This window comes from Massilia sp. HP4, from assembly GCF_005222695.1.
Classification (GTDB): Bacteria; Pseudomonadota; Gammaproteobacteria; order Burkholderiales; family Burkholderiaceae_D; genus Telluria.
In genome coordinates this window covers 12164-31362 of sequence record NZ_STGG01000074.1, presented here as the reverse complement: position 1 = coordinate 31362, position 19199 = coordinate 12164, and the positions used below count along the sequence as shown (strand labels likewise).

Annotated in this window: 14 protein-coding genes; 4 read left to right on the top strand and 10 right to left on the bottom strand. The window is 65.7% G+C overall.

From position 1 onward, the window contains the following. Window positions 1-5: 5 nt before the first annotated feature. From glp to E8M83_RS25380, 5 genes are all read right to left on the bottom strand, one after another. Entirely contained in the window at window positions 6-1253 is a 1248-nt protein-coding gene (glp, locus tag E8M83_RS25400) for a gephyrin-like molybdotransferase Glp (RefSeq protein WP_137176139.1), read from the bottom strand. Then, window positions 1253-2728 (bottom strand): threonine synthase, encoded by a 1476-nt coding sequence (gene thrC, locus E8M83_RS25395; protein WP_137176138.1) that lies wholly within the window; start codon window positions 2726-2728, stop codon window positions 1253-1255. The genes glp and thrC overlap by 1 nt, the downstream gene beginning before the upstream one ends. A gap of 147 nt (window positions 2729-2875) precedes the next feature. Further along, window positions 2876-4264, bottom strand: coding sequence for an L-serine ammonia-lyase (locus E8M83_RS25390; RefSeq protein ID WP_137176137.1), 1389 nt, complete (start codon window positions 4262-4264; stop codon window positions 2876-2878). Between the two features lie 39 nt (window positions 4265-4303). Then, the gene (locus E8M83_RS25385) at window positions 4304-5266 is read right to left on the bottom strand and encodes an NAD-dependent epimerase/dehydratase family protein (RefSeq protein ID WP_170976923.1); all 963 of its coding nucleotides are present in this window, start codon (window positions 5264-5266) and stop codon (window positions 4304-4306) included. 35 nt (window positions 5267-5301) lie between these two features. After that, window positions 5302-6504 carry a glycine C-acetyltransferase gene (locus tag E8M83_RS25380; RefSeq protein ID WP_137176136.1) on the bottom strand — a complete coding sequence of 401 codons (1203 nt, stop codon included), beginning with the start codon at window positions 6502-6504 and terminating at the stop codon, window positions 5302-5304. A 222-nt stretch (window positions 6505-6726) separates the two neighbouring features. On the opposite strand from E8M83_RS25380, the gene E8M83_RS25375 reads away from it, so the two are divergent. Continuing rightward, window positions 6727-7302, top strand: a complete 576-nt coding sequence (locus E8M83_RS25375; protein ID WP_137176135.1) for a helix-turn-helix domain-containing protein — start codon at window positions 6727-6729, stop codon at window positions 7300-7302. A 144-nt stretch (window positions 7303-7446) separates the two neighbouring features. Here E8M83_RS25375 and E8M83_RS25370 read toward each other — a convergent pair whose 3' ends face one another. The 5 genes from E8M83_RS25370 to E8M83_RS25350 all read right to left on the bottom strand — a co-directional run bounded on the left by E8M83_RS25370 (window position 7447) and on the right by E8M83_RS25350 (window position 14285). Further along, complete coding sequence (locus E8M83_RS25370; protein WP_137176134.1) at window positions 7447-8100, bottom strand: hypothetical protein; 654 nt, start codon at window positions 8098-8100, stop codon at window positions 7447-7449. Between the two features lie 291 nt (window positions 8101-8391). Next, the gene (locus E8M83_RS25365) at window positions 8392-10560 is read right to left on the bottom strand and encodes a prolyl oligopeptidase family protein (protein ID WP_170976922.1); all 2169 of its coding nucleotides are present in this window, start codon (window positions 10558-10560) and stop codon (window positions 8392-8394) included. 204 nt (window positions 10561-10764) lie between these two features. Then, on the bottom strand, window positions 10765-12189 hold the full coding sequence (locus E8M83_RS25360) for a tetratricopeptide repeat protein (RefSeq protein ID WP_137176133.1): 1425 nt from the start codon (window positions 12187-12189) through the stop codon (window positions 10765-10767). Between the two features lie 133 nt (window positions 12190-12322). Then, window positions 12323-12985, bottom strand: coding sequence for a PolC-type DNA polymerase III (locus E8M83_RS25355; RefSeq protein ID WP_137176132.1), 663 nt, complete (start codon window positions 12983-12985; stop codon window positions 12323-12325). 25 nt (window positions 12986-13010) lie between these two features. Further along, the gene (locus E8M83_RS25350) at window positions 13011-14285 is read right to left on the bottom strand and encodes an Hsp70 family protein (RefSeq protein ID WP_137176131.1); all 1275 of its coding nucleotides are present in this window, start codon (window positions 14283-14285) and stop codon (window positions 13011-13013) included. Window positions 14286-14501: 216 nt separating this feature from the next. On the opposite strand from E8M83_RS25350, the gene E8M83_RS25345 reads away from it, so the two are divergent. Genes E8M83_RS25345 through cphA form a run of 3 tightly spaced genes read left to right on the top strand, consistent with a single transcriptional unit; the run spans window position 14502 to window position 18873 of the window. Further along, complete coding sequence (locus E8M83_RS25345; RefSeq protein WP_137176130.1) at window positions 14502-15413, top strand: isoaspartyl peptidase/L-asparaginase; 912 nt, start codon at window positions 14502-14504, stop codon at window positions 15411-15413. Continuing rightward, entirely contained in the window at window positions 15410-16288 is an 879-nt protein-coding gene (locus tag E8M83_RS25340; RefSeq protein WP_137176129.1) for a cyanophycinase, read from the top strand. Before E8M83_RS25345 ends, E8M83_RS25340 begins: the two co-directional genes overlap by 4 nt. Next, window positions 16285-18873 carry a cyanophycin synthetase gene (cphA, locus tag E8M83_RS25335; RefSeq protein WP_137176128.1) on the top strand — a complete coding sequence of 863 codons (2589 nt, stop codon included), beginning with the start codon at window positions 16285-16287 and terminating at the stop codon, window positions 18871-18873. The genes E8M83_RS25340 and cphA overlap by 4 nt, the downstream gene beginning before the upstream one ends. The last annotated feature ends 326 nt before the right edge of the window (window positions 18874-19199 follow it).

Below are 19199 nucleotides of genomic sequence, written 5' to 3'. Positions count from 1 at the left end.
CTTTCCTAATGCTGTAGTTCGGCGAACGGGATGAAGCGCACCAGGTCGCCCGCCGCGATACGGTTGCCCGCCGGATTGTCGACCAGGCCATCGCCCCACACCGTCGAGGTGAGCACACCCGAGCCCTGGTTGGGGAACAGGTCCAGCCCCCCGGCCGCATTCAGGCGCACGCGCAGGAACTCGTTGCGGCGGTCGCCCTTGGGCAGCTCGAAATCGGCGCGCACCGTGTAGCCCTGCGGCTCGACCTGGCCCGTCACGCCCTGCAGGCGCAGCAGGAAGGGCCGCACGAACAGCAAGAAGGTGACGAAGCTCGACACCGGGTTACCCGGCAATCCAAGGAAGAACGCACTGCCGCCCTCGCGCCGCACCTCGCCGAAGGCCAGTGGTTTACCGGGCTTGACCGCGATCTGCCACATCGACAGCCGCCCTTCGGCTTCCACCGCCGGCTTGATATGGTCTTCTTCGCCGACCGAGACGCCACCCGAGGTGATGATCAGGTCGTTCTGTTTCGCCGCTTCCACCAGGGTGGCGCGGGTCGCCTCGAGCGAATCCGGCACGATGCCGTAGTCGCAGATCTCGCAGCCGAAGTTCTCCAGCAGGCCGCGCAGGGTAAACCGGTTCGAGTTGTAGATCGCGCCCGGCTTTAACCCGTCGGCCGGCACGTCGCCCGGCATGGTCAGCTCGTCGCCGGTGAAGAATACCGCCACCTTCAGGCGCCGCCGCACCGGCAGGCGGGCCAGGCCGACGGATGCCGCCAACCCCAGCTCCTGGCTGCGCAGGCGGCTGCCGGCCGGCAGGATCACGGCGCCGGCGCCGATGTCCTCGCCCTTGCGGCGGATCCACTCGCCGGCGCGCGGCGCATGGTGGATGGTGACGCTGTCGCCGACCGCCTCGGCCTGCTCCTGCATCACGACGGCGTCGGCGCCTGGCGGGATCAGGGCGCCGGTGAAGATGCGCGCCGCCGTGCCGGGCTCCAGTTCGTGGCCGACGCTGCCGGCCGGGATGCGCTGGCTGACCTTCAAGGTCGCGCTGCCGCTCGCGCAATCTTCCGCACGCACGGCATAGCCGTCCATTTGCGTATTGTCGGCCGAGGGCACGTCGATCGTCGCCAGCTGGTCTGCGGCCAGCACGCGGCCGTTGGCCTCGAGGGTCGGCACGGTCTCGACCTGCTCAACCGGACGCGCCGCCTCGAGCAGGAAGTCGAGCGCTTCGCGGACCGACAGCAGCGGCGCCTTGTGTACCGGTGCGCTCATCACAGCCCCGTGTGCTCGGCAATGTAGGCCTTCATCAGGCTCACATCGGGCGGCATGACCACGAAGCGCTGCGGCAGCGCCTCGATGTCCTCGAAGCCGGCGGGACGCTCGGCGTCCTGGCCCAGCGCTTCCAGGATCGTCTCGTTGAACTTGGCGGCCAGCGCGGTTTCGAGCACGATCATCGGCACGCCAGGCGCCATGTGCTCGCGTGCGACCTTGATGCCGTCGGCGGTGTGGGTGTCGATCGTGATGCCGTAGTTGTCGGCGATGTCGCGGATCGTGGCCAGGCGGTCGGCATGGGTCGAGCGGCCGGACTGGAAGCCGTATTTGGCCACGTGCTTGAATTCGTCGCCGTCGCTGTCCGGCGCGCCGGACAGGTCGAAGCCGCCATGCGTGTCGACCTTGCGGAACAGCGCGTGCGTGCGCTCGGCGTCGCGGCCCACCAGCTCGTAGACGAAGCGCTCGAAGTTCGAGGCCTTCGAGATGTCCATCGACGGGCTGCTGGTGTGGAAGGTCTCGGACGACTTGCGCACGCGGTAGACGCCGGTGCGAAAGAATTCGTCCAGCACGTCGTTCTCGTTGGTGGCGGCCACCAGCTTGTCGATCGGCAGGCCCATCATGCGGGCGATGTGGCCGGCGCAGATATTGCCGAAATTGCCCGATGGGACCGTGAACGAGACCTTCTGCTCGTTACTGGCGGTAGCCAGCAGGTAGCCGCGGAAGTAATACACCACCTGGGCCACGACGCGGGCCCAGTTGATCGAGTTGACGGTGCCGATCTTCTGGCGCGCCTTGAATTCGAGGTCGTTCGAGACCGCCTTGACCAGGTCCTGGCAATCGTCGAACACGCCTTCGACCGCGATATTGAAGATGTTCGGGTCTTGCAGGCTGAACATCTGGGCGGTCTGGAAGGCGCTCATCTTCTTGTGCGGCGACAGCATGAACACGCGCACGCCGCGCTTGCCGCGCATCGCGTACTCGGCCGCGCTGCCGGTGTCGCCCGAGGTGGCGCCGAAGATGTTCAGCTCATCGTTGTTGTTGGCCAGCGCGTATTCGAACAAGTTGCCGAGCAACTGCATCGCCATGTCCTTGAAGGCCAGGGTCGGGCCGTTCGACAGCGCCTGCAGCACCAGCTTGCCTTGCGGGCCGTCTTCGAGCACGCGCAGCGGGGTGATGTCGCCCGCCGGTTCGTCGGCGCGGGCATTGCGGTAGACCTCGGGCGTGTAGGTGCGCGCGGTCAGGTCTTTCAGGTCGGCGTCCGGGATATCGGTCGCAAACTTGCGCAGGATTTCAAAGGCCAGTTCGGCATAGGACAGCTTGCGCCAGGCATCGAGCTCGGCGCCAGTGACTTGCGGGTACTCGGCCGGCAGGTACAGGCCGCCGTCCGGGGCCAGGCCGCCTAACAGGATGTCGGAGAATTGCTGGGGATTGCGTGCTGCGGACGCGCTGGTCACGCGGGTGGACACATAATGCATACAGTTTGAAGATCCGGTTGGCTCACATTGAAACTTTATTATAGTGGGAGCGAGCGCAAATGTATGCTGTGCTGCAAAAAAGTCTTTTAGGAAAATAAAATTGGGCGGCGCCTAGCGGGGCCGCCCAACTATTGCGAGACCTGAATCTCAGCACGCCGCGTGGTTGACCGTCACCACGTGGATCGCCAGGCCGCCCAGCGAGGTTTCCTTGTACTTGACCTGCATGTCGGCCCCGGTCTGGCGCATCGTTTCGATCGCGCTGTCCAGGCTGACGAAGTGGGTGCCGTCGCCCTTGAGCGCCAGAGAGGCGGCGGTGATCGCCTTGATCGCCCCCATGCCGTTGCGCTCGATGCAGGGAATCTGCACCAGGCCGCCGATCGGGTCGCAGGTCATGCCCAGGTGGTGTTCGATGCCGATTTCGGCCGCGTTCTCGATCTGTTCGTTGCTGCCGCCCAGCGCCGCCACCAGGCCGGCGGCCGCCATCGCGCAGGCCACGCCGACTTCGCCCTGGCAGCCGACTTCGGCGCCCGAGATCGAGGCGTTCTTCTTGCACAGCATGCCGATCGCGGCGGACGTCAGCAGGAAATCACGCACGCCGCGCTGCGGATCGATCGGACGGCAATCCTCGGCGTAGTAGCGCAGCACCGCCGGGATGATGCCCGCCGCGCCATTGGTCGGCGCTGTCACGACCCGGCCGCCGGCCGCGTTTTCTTCGTTGACCGCCATCGCGTACAGGCTCACTTGCTGCACCGCGTCATGCGGCAAGGCGTTCAGTGGCTGCTGCTGGGTCTGCTGAGCCTGCTTCCACAGGCCGGCCGCGCGACGGCGTACGTTGAGGCCGCCCGGCAGGCGGCCCTCGGTGACCAGGCCATGGCAGATGCAGTCGCGCATCACGCGCCAGATGTTGTCCAGGCCGGCATCGAGTGCTTCGCTGCTCATGCGCGTGCATTCGTTGGCGCGCAGCATGTGCGGAATGCTCAGGCCGTTGCGACTGCCGTGCTCGAGCAGCTGGGCCATCGTGTCGAAGGGGTAAGGGACCGGCGCCGCACTCGCCTCGGTGGCGCGTGCCTGGCTTTCGCCGGCCGCGGTGATGAAACCTCCGCCGACCGAATAATAGATGCGCTCGATGATGCTGCCGTCTTGCAGGTTGAGCACGAAGCGCATGCCGTTCGGGTGTTCCGGCAGGGTCGAAGCCTTGTGCCAGACCAGGTGGGTCCTGGCGCTGAACGGCACCGCTTGCGTGCCCAGCAGCTGCAACACGCCATCGAGTTCGGCCTCGGACAGCCTGTCCTCGACCGCGACCGGGTCGACGTCTTGCGGGGTTTCGCCCATCAGGCCGAGGATTACGGCCTTGTCGGTCGCGTGGCCGACGCCGGTCAGCGCCAGCGAGCCGTACAGGTGGGCTTCGACGCCGATCGCCTGCTCCAGCATGCCGCTCTCGAGCAGGAAGCGGCGCGCGGCCACCATCGGACCCACGGTATGGGAGCTCGAGGGGCCGATACCGATCTTGAACAGGTCGAAAACGCTCATGTCCATTGTTGTCTCCTTTGCCGCTATATTATTTTTATCAGCAGCTCAAGCCGCGACGCCCAGGCCGACGTCGATATTCTTGAGCATCGAATCGACCATCTCGTCGACGCCGATGCGCGATTTCCAGCCCCAGTCCGCGGTAGCGCGGCTGTCATCGAGGCTCTTCGGCCAGGAATCGGCGATCTGCTGGCGGCTGTCCGGCTGGTAGTCGATGCGGAAAGCGGGCAGTGCCTTCGCGATCGCGGCGGCCAGTTCGCGCGGGTTGAACGACACGCCGGCCACGTTATACGACGAGCGGATCGCGACCTGTTCGGCTGGCGCTTCCATCAGCTCGATGGTGGCACGGATCGCGTCGGGCATGTAGATCATCGGCAGGGTCGTTTCCGGGCCCAGGAAGCATTCATAGGTCTCGCCGCGCAGCGCCGCGTGGAAGATCGCGATCGCGTAGTCGGTGGTGCCGCCGCCCGGAGGCGATTTGTAGCTGATGATGCCCGGGTAGCGGATGCTGCGCACGTCGACGCCATACTTGCTGTGATAGTACTCGCACAGGCGCTCGCCGGCCAGCTTGCTGATGCCGTAGATCGTGGTCGGATCCATGATCGTGAACTGCGGCGTGTTCTCGCTCGGGGTGTTGGGGCCGAAGGCGGCGATCGACGATGGCCAGAACACTTTCAGCGGCTTGCCGGCTTCGCCGCGTTCGCGCGCGATCTCGAGGATGTTGAGCAGGCCGTCCATGTTCAGGCTCCAGGCCTTCAGCGGCGCTTTTTCGCCGGTAGCCGACAGCATGGCGGCCAGCTGGTAGACCTGGGTGATGCCTTCGTCGGCCACCAGGCGCGCCAGATTGCCCTTGTCCAGCACGTCGAGCCGGGTGTAGCGCGCGGCGCCGTACAGGTTGTTGTCGCCGATGTCCGAGGCGATCACGTTCTGCGCGCCATGCTTGTCGGCCAGGGCGCTGACCAGTTCACTGCCGATCTGGCCGTTGGCGCCGATGATGAGGATGCGTTCCATGCTGTCGATTCCTTGCGATGCTAGGTTATTCTTGCTTAGTTCTTGATGATGCCCAGTTCCTTGCCGGCCTGCTCGAAGGCCTTCAGCACGGTGTCGAGCTGCTCGCGGGTATGCGCCGCCGACAGCTGCACGCGCACGCGCGCCTGGCCCATCGGCACCACCGGGTAGAAGAAGCCCGACAGCAGCACGCCCAGGTCGAACATGCGGGCCGCGAATTTCTGCGCGACCGGGGCCTCGAATAGCATCACCGGCACCACCGGGTGCGTGCCCGGCTTGATGGTGAAGCCGATGCGCGCGATCTCCTGGCGGAAGTAGGCGGTGTTTTCGTGCAGGCGGTCGCGCAGCTCGGTCGACCTGGAGATGCGATCCAGCACCGCCAGCGAGGCGCCGGCAATCATCGGCGCCAGGGTATTCGAGAACAGGTAAGGACGCGACTTCTGGCGCAGGGTCTCGATCACTTCTTTCTTGCCGGACGTGAAACCGCCCATGGCGCCGCCCAGGGCCTTGCCCAGGGTACCAGTGATGATGTCGATCTTGCCGATCACGCCGCAGTGTTCGTGGGTGCCGCGGCCGGTCGCGCCCATGAAACCGGAGGCATGCGATTCGTCGATCATGGTCAGCGCGCCGTATTTTTCGGCCAGCTCGACGATCTTGTCCAGCTGGGCGATGGTGCCGTCCATCGAGAACACGCCGTCGGTGACGATGATCTTGTGGCGCTTGCCTGCGTCGACGGCGGCGATCAGCTGCTTCTCGAGGTCGGCCATATCGTTGTTGGCATAGCGGTAGCGCGCGGCCTTGCACAGGCGCACGCCATCGATGATCGAGGCGTGGTTCAGGGCGTCCGAGATGATGGCGTCGTTCTCGTCGAACAGCGGCTCGAACACGCCGCCATTGGCGTCGAAGGCGGCTGCGTACAGGATCGTGTCTTCGGTGCCGAGGAAGCTCGACAGCGCCTGTTCTAGTTCCTTGTGCACGGTCTGGGTGCCGCAGATGAAACGCACCGACGACAGGCCATAGCCGTATTTGTCCAGGGCGGCGGCGGCGGCTTCCTGGGTCTCGACGTCGCCCGACAGGCCCAGGTAGTTATTGGCGCACATATTGATCAGGGTACGGCCATCCTGCGCGACCACTTCGGCGCCCTGGCGCGAGGCCAGCACGCGCTCGGGCTTGAACAGGCCCTCGTCCTTCAAGGTGGCGAGTTTTTGCTGCAGGCTGCTGTAGAAGGCTTGATCGCTCATGATGTTCCCCTGTTCCCTGTGGTGTGGCAAAACCGCGGCTTGACCGGCGGTCGGCGGATGTTGTACCGTTGGCTCGTTCGATGTAGAGAACTAGTTCGCTATCTCGAACAAAAATTCGATATATTGAATATTACGCGGAGCCAATGAACTTGGCAAGCCGGTTGAAATATACTTATAAATAAATTGCATTAAGCAATACCACATCAGGCCAGCGGACCGACCATGAGTACCACTCTAACAAACAATGCCCCACCAGAAGTTGGCGCGACGCTACAACGCCTGCGGCTGGCGCGCGGCCTGACACTGGAAGACCTGTCGCGTATCGCCGGGGTCTCGAAATCGATGCTGTCCCAGATCGAGCGCGAAAAGGCCAACCCGACCATCGCCATCACCTGGCGGCTGGCCAATGCACTTGGTGTGCAGATCGGCGAGCTGCTGTCGTCCGAGGTGCGCAGCGCCAACCTCATCCGGCTGGTCGATGCACACGAGATCCCCACCCTGCCCGGCGCCCATGCCGGTTACTCCCTGCGCATCCTGGGGCCGATGGACCTGGCGGGCAAGTACGAATGGTATGAGTTGACGCTCGCGCCCGGGGGAGAGCTGGCGTCGCAGGCCCACGACCCGGGCACGGGGGAACACCTGACGGTGATTACCGGCACGGTCGAGCTCGAAGTTGGGAACGAAAAGAAGAAGGTGCGCCATGGCGCGACGGCGCGCTATCCGGCCGATCAAAACCATGTGATTCGCAATACCGGCAAGACCGAGGCGAAGGCGATGCTGGTGGTCGTGCATCGATAGACGTCGTTCGGACGCTGTCGTCCGGGCGGGGCATTCGATGCATGAACCACTTGATGCAGTGGCCTGTCCAGGCCTTGCCGGCGAGACCCATCTTTTACGGCAAGGCGCGACTACACCTTATCTGCCTTGCCGGGAGCGATGTTCTTAGAGCAGGGCAAATTCCACGCCATTGAAGCCAATTGGAATAATCGGCGATTCGACACCGGTCAGGTAATTACCATAACCCTGGAGATTATCGATACTGTGTTCGGTAGCGGTAATCGATACTTCGCCACCTTCAAGCGCAACCGGCTGCAGAATCGTAATTTCCCAATTACCATCTGCGCCAGACAACAAGATCGTGCCATAGGCGCCGGACGTATCCAAATCCTCGACGCCGACGATATTGTAGGGACCGCTGCTGAGATCGGTGATCGAGGCGGTACCGGCTTCGAGTCCGATCGCGCCTGTTTTTTCGACGATGATGCTATTGAAGTTCTTGGATTCGAGCCTGGTCAGCAGATTCTGGAGCAGGACGGCATCGGGAGCATTGCTGCCCTGGACGTTCTCGACGCCTTCGAGGGCGATGCCCACCCGGTCGATGACCAGACCCTGGCCTTCGACGAGGGTGAGCTTGGTGCCGAAGAGCGAACCGGCGGCGACGAGTTCGAAGCTGCCGCCCGCCGCAATGACCGGGTTGCTCGTTGGCGAGATTGGACGCACCAGCGCCAGATCGTCCCAATTGACGGGCGCCGAGATTGGACGCACCAGGGCCATATCGTCCCAATTAGTCGTTGCTTGATACTCTGGATTAGACATTACTACTCCTATGGAAGTTTATATAGTTGTACATTGGTATGTACAAAATAAATGTATCACCCTTCCATATTCCAAAAACCTCGGCAATTACATAGTCGACACTCAAGTACAAATTCCATACATTCGTAGTAAACAGTATTGCAAACTACTATCCCATAAGGGAGAAGATTTATTCGAATGAAAATAAAGGCCGCTGGATTACTCCAGCGGCCTTTATTACTACACTAGCCCAAGCCTATCGTATTTGAACGAAATTAAATGTTCAATACATGGATCGAGTTTGAATAAGGCTCAGTGCGCGCCCCCGACCGTCTTGCCGGCATCGCCCATGTGCAGCTCACGCGACAGGAAGCCCCAGCGATCGGCGACTTCCTCGATCTGCTTGCCGGTCGGCTTGCCGGCGCCATGGCCCGCCTTGGTGTCGATGCGGATCAGGATCGGCGCGGCGCCGGCCTGGGCCGCCTGGGCAGCGGCGGCGTACTTGAAGCTGTGCGCCGGCACCACGCGGTCGTCGTGGTCGGCCGTGGTGACCATCGTCGCCGGATAGCAGGTGCCCGATTTCAGGTTGTGCAGCGGCGAGTACTTGACCAGGGCCTTGAATTCGTCAGGGTTTTCCGACGAGCCGTAATCCGAAGTCCAGGCCCAGCCGATCGTGAACTTGTGGAAGCGCAGCATGTCCATCACGCCCACGGCAGGGATCGCCGCGGCGAACAGGTCCGGCCGCTGGGTGGTGGCCGCGCCGACCAGCAGGCCGCCGTTGCTGCCGCCGCCGATCGCCAGCTTCCTGGGCGACGTGACCTTGTTCTCGACCAGCCATTCGGCCGCGCCGATGAAGTCGTCGAACACGTTCTGCTTTTGCAGCTTGGTGCCGGCCTGGTGCCAGGCTTCGCCGTATTCGCCGCCGCCGCGCAGGTTGGCCACCACATACACGCCGCCCATTTCCATCCAGGCCAGGTTGGCCGGCGAGAAGCTCGGGGTCAGCGAGATATTGAAGCCGCCATAACCGTACAGGTAGGTCGGATTCGTGCCGTCCAGCTTGATGCCCTTTTTCGACACGATGAACATCGGCACCTTGGTGCCGTCGCGGCTCGTGTAGAACTGCTGGCGGGTTTCATAGTCGGCCGGGTTGAAGGCGACCTTCGGCTGGCGGAACACCGTGCTCTCGCCGGTCTTGAGGTTCAGGCGGTAGATCGTAGTCGGGTTGGTGAAACCGGTGAACGAATAGAAGGTCTCGGTGTCGTTGCGCTTGCCCGACAGGCCGCCGACGGTGCCGATGCCCGGCAGCGCGATCTCGCGCACCGGCTTGCCTTCGAGCGATACCACGCGCACGACGCTCTTGGCATCCTTCAGGTATTCGAGCACCAACTGGTTGTTGACGATGTCGGCGCCGGCCAGGGTGTCGGCGCTCTCGGCAACGATCTCTTTCCAGTTGTTCTCGGCAGGTTTGCTGACGTCGATGGCGACGACGCGCTTCTTGGGTGCGTTGCGGTCGGTGCTGAAGTAGAACACGGAGCCGACATTGTCGATGAAGTCGTAGCCGGCATCGAAGTTGTCGATCAGGTCGACCACTTTCGAACTCGGCTTGGACAGGTCCTTGTACGAGACGCGGTATTTTGGCGCGGTACCCTTGGTCGTGGTGATGATCAGGTAGCGGCCGTCGTCGGTGGTCTGGCCGCCGAAGCCCCATTCCTTCTGGTCGGCGCGGTCATACACCAGGGTGTCGGCGCTTTGCGGGGTGCCGATGCGGTGGAAATAGAGCTTCTGGAAGTAGTTGACGTCGGCCAGCTTGGTCGCTTCTTTCGGTTCGTCGTAGCGGCTGTAGAAGAAGCCCTTGCCGTCCCTGGTCCAGGCGGTGCTCGAGAACTTGACCCATTTGATGTGGTCGGCCAGGTCCTTGCCGGTGGCGATGTCGCGCACCTTGATCTCGTTCCAGTCAGAACCCGAGGCGGCGATGCTGTAGGCCAGCAGCTTGCCGTCCGGGCTGACCTCGGCGCCGGCCAGGGCGACCGTGCCGTCGGCGGCCAGGGTATTCGGGTCGAGCAGCATGCGCGGCTGGTCGCTCAGGTTCTTCAGGGTGTACAGCACGGCCTGGTTCTGCAAGCCGTCGTTGCGGGTGTAGAAGTAGCGGCCGCCTTCCTTGCCGGGCACGCTGTAGCGCTCGTAGTTCCAGAGCTGGGTCAAGCGCTGGCGGATCGCCTCGCGCTGCGGGATCTGCGCCAGGTAGGCCTGGGTCACCTTGTTCTGGGCATCGACCCAGGTCTTGGTCTCGGCGCTGTTCGCGTCCTCGAGCCAGCGGTAGGGGTCGGCGACCACGGTGCCGTGGTAGTTGTCGGTCTGGTCGACCTTCTTGGACACTGGGTAGGTCAGCGAAGGGCCGGCTGGCGAGCAGCTCTGGGCCATGGCCGGCACTGCGAAAGCGGCGGCCAGGACGGCGGCGAGCGTGGCGAGTCTCATGTGCATATTGTTCTCGGGCTGTTTAATGATGGGGTGGGCTTGTGGCCGCAGGGCATCATAGCGCGAAATGACATGCTTGGATATGGCCGGGCTGCCCGCGCGGCAAGAGCGTCCGGAGGCGTGTTTGCGGCGTGTTTGCGGCGTGTTTACGGCGCACGTGACACGCATACCCGCTTGCCGGCACAACCCTGCGGCGCGGGCGCCAGGCCATCATGCGCCGGTGCGGCCCAGTAGCCGGCGCGGACTGGTCCTGGATGCGAGCCAGCGCTCCACCAGGGCGCGGGCCCGGCTGCGCTCGGCCGGGCTGAGGGAGGCGGTGTAGTCGTTCGCCGCCGTGCTTGCCGCCAGCGCCACGTCGGCCGGCGCCGCCTTCTCGAGGCCCTTGCCCTGGCGCGCCAGCCAGGCCCACATGCAGGCGCGCACCGGGTCTTTCACGACCCCACGCCCGGCCGCATACAGCCCGCCCAGGTTGTGCTGGGCCGGCGCGTGGTCTTGCCGGGCCGCGAGGCGGTACCAGTGGGCGGCCAGCACGTCGTCGCGCGGCACGCCCACGCCGCAGGCATACATGGCGCCGAGATTGTTCTGGGCGCTGGCGTCGCCCTGCTGGGCGGCGCGCCGGTACCAGGCCGCGGCCTGGACCAGGTCGCGCGCCACGCCCTGCCCCTTGGCATACAGGAGGCCCAGCGCGAACTGGGCATTGGCGGCGCCGGCCTCGGCCGCCTGAACGTAGAACGCCAGCGCGCGCGCGGGATCGCGCGACACGCCGCAGCCGCCGGCCAGCATGCGCGCCACCCGGTACTGGGCCTGCACATGGCCCTGGGCCGCTGCCTGCAGGTAGCAGCGCAAGGCGCGCCTGCTGTCGCGCGGCAGAGCGCCGCCGGACAGCAGGCCGCCCAGCGCGTACAGCGCCTCGCGTTCGCCGCCGGCCGCCGCGCGCTCGAGCCACTGGACGGCCAGCGCCGGGTCGGGGCCGGCGCCGCGCCCTTCGGCATAGGCCAGGCCCAGCTGGCGCTGGGCAGTCGGGTCGCCGGCCCCGGCCGCATGGCGGAACCAGTACAGGGCCTGGGCCGGACTCGGCGCCACGCCCTGGCCGCGCGCATACATCTGCGCCAGCTGCACCTGGGCCGCGACATGCCCCTGCATGGCCGCCTTGCGGAACCAGGCCATCGCAAGCGGATGGCTGACATTGACCCCGAGACCGAGCAGATAGCCCTCGGCGAGCTGGGCCTGGGCGCGCGCCATGCCTTGCTCGGCGGCGCGGCAGAACCAGCCGATCGCGGCCTTGTGCGACCTGGGCACGCCGCGCCCCTTGCGGTACAACAGGCCGAGGTTGTGCTGGGCCGAGCGGTCGCCCTGCAGCGCGGCGCGGCGGAACCAGTGGGCGGCCCGCGCATGGTCGCAGCATACGCCGCGCCCGTTGTAGTACATGGCGCCCAGGTGGTTCTGGGCATAGGCCAGGCCGCTCGCTGCGGCGCGCGCCATCCAGGCGGCGGCCTGGACATCGTCGCGCGCCACGCCGGCGCCGCGCAGGTAGAGCTGGGCCAGGTTGAACTGGGCGTAGGGATTGCCGGTCGCCGCGGCGCGCTGGAACCACTGGTAGGTATCAAGGCCCTGGCGGGCGGCATCTTCGCTCATCGAAATCCTCTCGCCGGTCGCTGTTCATCCCGTTATTAAAATTTTAAGGAGAGCGAAGGATTCAGGATTTGCGACCGCACAATCGGACGGGCGGCGGCGCGCGGTTCGCGCCCCCGCCGGAAGCTGGAGTAGCTCAGCAGGCGGCAGCGGCCGCGCTGCGGCGTTCGCGCACGGTGGACGCGTACTTGTCGAGGAAGGCGGGGATCTTGGCGGCCGCGACCTTGTTGATCGAGACCAGCAGCGCCGGTTCGACCTGCTCGATGCCGCAGGTGCGGCCGAGATGGCGCGCGGCGTGCAGCAGCACGTCGGCGGCGACCTGGGCATCGGCCTCGGCCCGGTGGGCGGTGCCGCGGAACTCGATGCCCAGCTGTTGCGAGAGCTGGCCCAGCTTGTAGCTGTACAAGCCCGGGAACAGGCGGCGCGACAGCTTCAGCGAACACACCAGGCCGGTGTGCGCGGTGGCGCGGCCATAGCGCGCACCCTCGGCCTTGAGGAATTTCTCGTCGAAGCTGGCATTGTGCGCCGACAGCACGTCGCCACCGATGAAATCGAGCAGCTCGGGCACCACCTGGTGGGCCGGCGGCGCGCTGTCGACCATCTGCTGGGTGATGCCGGTCAGCTGGGTGATGAAGGACGGGACCCGCACGCCGCAATTGACCAGCGAGACGTAGCGCTCGGCCACCTCGCCGCCCACGATGCGCAGCGCCGCCACTTCGGTAATGCGGTCGCCCATATCGGGCGACAGGCCGGTGGTCTCGAAGTCGAGCATCACCAGCGGTCGATCATAAACACTCATCGTTGTTTCCCATATTGTGTTCGTATTACAGGCTTGACCCAAACTTGCGCAGCGCGTCCAGCGCCAGGCCGGTGCCGATGCTGCCGAACAGGTCGCCCTCGACCCGGCGCGCGTCCGGCACCAGGGCCCCGATACGCTCGCGCAGCAGGCCGACGCCGCTCGAGCCGCCCGTAAAGAATACCGTATCCACGTCGCCCGGCTGCACGCCGGCGTCGGCGAACAGTCTATCGACCGTGGTCGCCACCTGGTCGACCAGGCCGGCGATGGCCGCCTCGAACTGGGCGCGGGCGATATCCAGCGTCTCGGGCGGCGACAGGCGATCGAGCTGCAGGCGCACCAGGTCGGCATCGGACAGCGCGATCTTGGCGCCCTCGACCTGGATCGCCAGCCAGTGGCCGGCGCGCTCGTCGATCAGGTTCTGCAGGCGTGCGATTCTCGCCGGCTCGCTGGCGTCGCGCGCCAGGTCGGCCAGCTGGGTCACGCTCTTGCGCGTATAGGCCTGGTTGATCGTGTGCCAGGTCGCCAGGTTGAAGTAATAACTGGACGGGATCGCGGCGCCCGAGCGCAGGCTGCTGCCGTAGCCGAGCAGCGGCATGACGCTGGCCAGGCTCAGGTACTTGTCGAAATCGGTGCCGCCGATGTGCACGCCGCCATTGGCCAGGATGTCGTCGCGCCGGTCCAGGCGCGCCGCGCGCTGCGGCCCCAGGCGCACCAGCGAAAAGTCGGACGTGCCGCCGCCGATGTCGGCGATCAGCACCAGTTCTTCGCGGTCGATGCGCGCCTCGTAGTCGAAGGCGGCGGCGATCGGTTCGTACTGGAAGCCGATCTCCTTGAAACCCACCGAGCGCGCGATCTCGTGCAGGGTATCCTCGGCCAGCTTGTCGGCCTGCGGGTCGTCGTCGATGAAGAATACCGGACGGCCGAAAACCGCGCTGTCGAAGGCGGCGCCGGCCTGGTTCTCGGCGCGGCGCTTTACTTCGCCGATGAATTGGGCCAGCAGTGAACGAAATGGCAGGGAGCGGCCGGCGACCTCGGTCTGGCCGTCGATCAGGCTGGTACCCAGCAAACTCTTGAGCGAGCGCATGAGGCGCCCTTCGTAGCCCTCGAGGTATTCGGCCAGCGCCGCGCGGCCATAGCTGACCCGCTCGTCGTCGGCATTGAAGAACACCACCGACGGCAAGGTCGGCTTGCCGTCTTCGAGCGTGAGCAGCGCCGTCGGGGCGGAATGCGTCGTGCCGGCGCGGAGCCAGCCGACTGTGGAGTTGGACGTGCCGAAGTCAACGCCGCAAGCGTGCGCCATAGGAACCCTTTATCTTGAAGGGGCGGTATGGTAACAGATTCCCTGGCATTTGTACCCCTCCAGCTGCCCTGGCTGCCCCCCTGTAAGCGGCCTCTTACATACACACGGCGGCGCTACCGATATGCCTCAGACAATAGCTTTTGCATAATGTCTAATGGCTGCACACAGCGATGCGCGGCCAATCGGCATAACGATAAAGCACAAGGATTGGACGAGATGAGTAAGCCCCAACAAGCTGGCGCCGTGGTGGTGCATGGCGGCGCCGGCGCGTCGCGCGAGAATGAAGATGGCTGTGTACTCGCCGCGCGCCGCGCCCTGGCGCAGCTGGAAGTCAATGGCGACGCGCTCGATGCCGCGATCGCCGCAGTCACCGCGCTGGAAGACGATGGCCGCTTCAACGCCGGAAGCGGCTCGGTGCTGTGCCTCGATGGCGCCACCGTCGAAATGGATGCCTCGATCATGGATACGCGCGGGCGCCTCGGCGCGATCGCCTGCGTGCAGTCGGTGAAGAATCCGGTGCAGCTGGCGCGCGCCGTGGCCGACACGCCGCATTGGCTGCTGGCCGGCGACGGCGCCACGCGCTTCGCGCGCGCGATCGGCATGCCGGAAAGCGAGCCGGTGTCGGAGCGCCAGCGCGCCAACCACCGCAAGATCATGGCGCAACTGGCCGGCTCGGTGCCAGTCATGCCGGGCGTGAATAACCAGCTCTTCGAACGCTTCTGGAACTACAACACCCCGCTGCGGCTGCCCGAAGGCGTGGCCTGCGATACGGTCGGCTCCGTGGTGCGCGGCGCCGACGGCCACTTCGCGGTGGCTTGCTCGACCGGCGGCTCGGCGCCATCGCTGCTGGGACGCGTGGGCGACACGCCGATCATCGGCAGCGGCTTCTACGCGGGGCCCGAAGGCGCGGTCGCGGCCACCGGTATCGGCGAGCACATCGTGCGCCACCTGCTGGCGCGCACCGTGTACGGCTGGATCGAGGACGGCATGCCGCTCGAACAAGCCCTGCAACGCGGGATCGACCTGTTTGCGCCCGAGATCGAGGTCGGGCTGATCGCGGTCAGCCGTAGTGAAGCCGGCGCCTGCAGCAATAGCGACATGCCTTATTCGAAGATGGTGCAACGATGAGCGAAGCCACCCAACACCAGAACGGCCACCTGGTCATCATCGGCGGCGGCGAAGACCGCAAGCACGATATGGAAATCCTCTCGCGCTTCGTCGAACTGGCGGGCGGCGCGAACGCGCGCATCGTGGTGATCACGGCGGCCAGCCAGATCGCCGACGAGATGTGGAAGATCTACGACGGCGTGTTCGGCACGCTGGGCGTGAAGGAACGCGCCCACCTCGAGATCACCAGCCGCGAAGACGCAAACAGCGAAGACTTCGTGCGCAAGGTGGCCGAGGCCACCGGCATCTTCATGACCGGCGGCGACCAGAAGCGCCTGCTGGCCCTGATCGGCGGCACGGCCATGGACGCCGAGATGCACACCGCCCTCAAGGCGCGCGGCGCCACGATCGGCGGCACCAGCGCCGGGGCCTCGGCCATGTCGGGCCATATGCTGGCCCAGGGCCGGGTCGACCTGCTGCCAGAGAAGGGCTCGGTGAGCCTGGGGGCTGGCCTGGGCTTCCTGCACCGGGTGGTGGTCGACCAGCATTTCTCGGAGCGCCAGCGCCTGTCGCGGCTGCTGTCGGTCGTGGCCCAGAACCCGTATCTGCAGGGGATCGGCATCGACGAAGACACCGCGCTGGTCATCGAGCGCGGCGTCGGCATCGAGGTGCTGGGCGAAGGCGCGGTGACCGTGGTCGACGGCCGCTCGATGAGCACCAATGTTGCCGAGATCAAGGACCGCACCACGCCCGAGCTGATCGACGTGCGCCTGCACCTGCTGCCGGCCGGGACCAAGTATGCGCTGCCCCGTGGCGAGGAACAGACTGGCAAGCGCGTGCCGCCGCAGCTGCTGGACTTCCTGGAAAATGTCACCAAACGGACCACACTGTCATGAGAATCAAGGAAAAACGCCTGCTGCGCGGGCCCAATCTGTACGCCGCCAATCCCTGCCTGATGGCGCTGGTCGACAATGTCGGCGCCAAGGGCCGCGGCTTGGCCGCCCGCCTGCTCGAACTTCTTCCTGCCCTGCCAGCCGCAGCCGCGGTGCGCCTGGCCGACGACGCGCTGCTGGTCGATGCGCTCGAACCGGTCGTGATGGAATTGCAGCGCCTGGCCGGCGCGCCGGGTGGGCACAGCGCCACCCTGCCCGTGCTGGGCCAGCCGGAGCGCCGCCGCGTGGTCTGCAGCTACGCGATCGAACAGGTGGCCGAGGAAGCGCTGCGCACCGCGATCGTCCTGCTCGACGCGCTCGCGCATGACCAGGCCTTCGACCTGGACGCCGCTATCGCCGAACTGCGCGAGACGGCCGAAGATCACGCGATCGGCACCAGCACCGGCGCGGTAGTGAACGCCGCGCTGCGGCGCGGCATCCCGGCCCTGCGCCTGACTGAATCGGCGAACCTGTTCCAGCTGGGCTGGGGCAGTCGTCAAAAACGCCTGCAGGCGACGATTACTGGCGCCACCAACTCGATCGCGGTCGGCATCGCCAGCGACAAGCAGCTGACCAAGGCCTTGCTCGACCAAGCCGGCGTGCCGGTGCCCGAAGGCGATGTGGTCACCACGGTGGAAGCGGCCCAGCGCATGGCGCGCCGCCTCGGGCGGCCGGTGGCGATCAAGCCGCTGGACGCCAACCAGGGCAAGGGCGTGACGGTCGACTGCGTGGGGCCGGACGCCGTGGCGCGCGCCTTCGAGCTCGCACGCAAGCATGGACGACGCGTGATCGTCGAAGAGTATCTGCGCGGACGCGACTACCGCGTGCTCGTCACCGGCAACAAGATCGCAGCCGCCTCGTGGCGCCGTCCGCCGAACGTGACCGGCGACGGCAAGTCGACCATCCGCGAGCTGGTCGAGATCGAGAACCGCAATCCGGCGCGCGGCGACGGGCACACGAATATCCTCACCAGGATCACGCTGGATGCCCTGGCCGACGAGGCGCTGGCCAAGCAGGGTCATGACCTCGACACCGTGCTGGAAGACGGCGTGAGCGCCGACCTGCGCGGCAACGCGAACCTGTCGACCGGCGGCACCGCCGAGGACGTGACCGACCTGCTGCCGGAAGAGACGCGCGATATCTGCATCCGCGCCGCGCGCACCATCGGCCTGGACGTGGCGGGCATCGACATCATCTGCGAAGACATCGCACGGCCGCTGCGCGCGCAGCGCGGCGGCATCATCGAAGTCAATGCGGCGCCGGGCATCCGCATGCACCAGTACCCGAGCCGCGGCACGCCGCGCGACGCGGGCGACGCCATCGTCGAGGCGCTGTTCGGCGGCTGCAACGGGCGCATCCCGGTGGTCGCCGTGACCGGCACCAACGGCAAGACCACCACCAGCCTGTTGATCGAGCACACGGTGCGCATGGCAGGCCTGCGCACCGGCGTGACCACGACCAGTGGCGTCTACCTGAACGGCCAGCTGGCCTATGAGGGCGACTGCACCGGCTATCATTCGGCGCGCAGCGTGCTGGGTGCACCCGACGTCGACTTCGCGGTGCTGGAAACGGCGCGCGGCGGCATCCTCAAGCGCGGCCTGGCCTACGACCGCTGCGACGTGTCGGTGGTGCTGAACGTCTCGGCCGACCATCTGGGACTGGACGGGATCGACACCATCGACGACCTGGCGAAGGTCAAGGCGGTGGTGGCCAAGCGCGCCTCGCGCGCGGTGGTGCTGAACGCTGAAGATAGCTACTGCGTGCAGATGGCGGGCGAGCTGGCGGAAGGCGTCGAGATCATTTATTTTGCGCTGGACGCCGAAGACCCGGTGCTGTTGCGCCACGTGGAGCACGGCGGGCGCGGCGTCTACCTGCAGGACTCGACGATCGTGATCGCGAGCGGCCTGCGCCACGAAGCCCTGGTGGATGTGCGCGAGATGCCCGCGTCGCTGGGCGGCCGCGCGCGCTACAACATCGCCAACGCAATGGCGGCGGCGGCGGCGCTGACTGCCTGCGGCTTCGACAACAAGGAAATCGCGGACGGCCTGCGCGGCTTCGTCTCGGACAGCAAGCACAATCCGCTGCGCTCGAACCTGTTCGACGTGGACGGCGTGACGGTGGTGGTCGACTATGCGCATAACTGCGCGGCCTACGCCGCCCTGGCCGAGATGGCCCGCGCGATGAGCCCGGGCCGCCTGGTCGGGGTAGTGGCCGCCCCGGGCGACCGGCGCGACGCCGACCTGATCGACATCGGCCGCACCTGCGCCGCCGGCTTCGACGAGCTGGTGATCTACGAATCCGAGAACCGCGGCCGCCCCGCCGGCGACACCGCGACCCTGTTGGCGCGCGGCGCCAAGCTGGGCAAGATCGACAGCGAACAACTGCAGGTGGAATTAGACGTCCACCGCGCAATCCGCCTCGGCCTGTCGATGTGCCGCCCTGGCGACGTGCTGGTGTTCGGCTGCGGCTCCTCGATCTCCGAGCTGACGGAAGCCCTGCGCCCCACCCGCCCCGACCTTGCCCGCCGCATCGAAGCGGCCACCATCTAACCCCACGGCCCTCGCGGGCCGTCCCCTCCTCCAGCGAGGGTCAGAGTCGAATTGTTTGACAACTTTTACTGATGAGCCGTTAAATCGACTCCGATCCTGGCTTGCTGTCTAGCAATTGGCGAATAAATCGACTCCGACCCTAGTTTATTCCAGGATGATTTTGGGAAATTGCTCAATAAGTCGACTCCGACCCTCGTCATTTAAGGGATCAAATTTTTCGCGAGTTATCACGAACTAGGAGTCATCCTAAGAACGGCTGAGATCCGTCCGAGACCCTGCCAGCTTTTACGTAGAGACTTGCTTTGAAGAAGCGAAAAGGACGAGGG

Excerpts from the sequence above, each read along its gene's own strand:
- glp (WP_137176139.1), bottom strand. The coding sequence starts at position 1,253 with ATGAGCGCACCGGTACACAAGGCGCCGCTGCTGTCGGTCCGCGAAGCG.
- thrC (WP_137176138.1), bottom strand. The coding sequence starts at position 2,728 with ATGCATTATGTGTCCACCCGCGTGACCAGCGCGTCCGCAGCACGCAAT.
- E8M83_RS25390 (WP_137176137.1), bottom strand. The coding sequence starts at position 4,264 with ATGGACATGAGCGTTTTCGACCTGTTCAAGATCGGTATCGGCCCCTCG.
- E8M83_RS25385 (WP_170976923.1), bottom strand. The coding sequence starts at position 5,266 with ATGGAACGCATCCTCATCATCGGCGCCAACGGCCAGATCGGCAGTGAA.
- E8M83_RS25380 (WP_137176136.1), bottom strand. The coding sequence starts at position 6,504 with ATGAGCGATCAAGCCTTCTACAGCAGCCTGCAGCAAAAACTCGCCACC.
- E8M83_RS25375 (WP_137176135.1), top strand. The coding sequence starts at position 6,727 with ATGAGTACCACTCTAACAAACAATGCCCCACCAGAAGTTGGCGCGACG.
- E8M83_RS25370 (WP_137176134.1), bottom strand. The coding sequence starts at position 8,100 with ATGTCTAATCCAGAGTATCAAGCAACGACTAATTGGGACGATATGGCC.
- E8M83_RS25365 (WP_170976922.1), bottom strand. The coding sequence starts at position 10,560 with ATGCACATGAGACTCGCCACGCTCGCCGCCGTCCTGGCCGCCGCTTTC.
- E8M83_RS25360 (WP_137176133.1), bottom strand. The coding sequence starts at position 12,189 with ATGAGCGAAGATGCCGCCCGCCAGGGCCTTGATACCTACCAGTGGTTC.
- E8M83_RS25355 (WP_137176132.1), bottom strand. The coding sequence starts at position 12,985 with ATGAGTGTTTATGATCGACCGCTGGTGATGCTCGACTTCGAGACCACC.
- E8M83_RS25350 (WP_137176131.1), bottom strand. The coding sequence starts at position 14,285 with ATGGCGCACGCTTGCGGCGTTGACTTCGGCACGTCCAACTCCACAGTC.
- E8M83_RS25345 (WP_137176130.1), top strand. The coding sequence starts at position 14,502 with ATGAGTAAGCCCCAACAAGCTGGCGCCGTGGTGGTGCATGGCGGCGCC.
- E8M83_RS25340 (WP_137176129.1), top strand. The coding sequence starts at position 15,410 with ATGAGCGAAGCCACCCAACACCAGAACGGCCACCTGGTCATCATCGGC.
- cphA (WP_137176128.1), top strand. The coding sequence starts at position 16,285 with ATGAGAATCAAGGAAAAACGCCTGCTGCGCGGGCCCAATCTGTACGCC.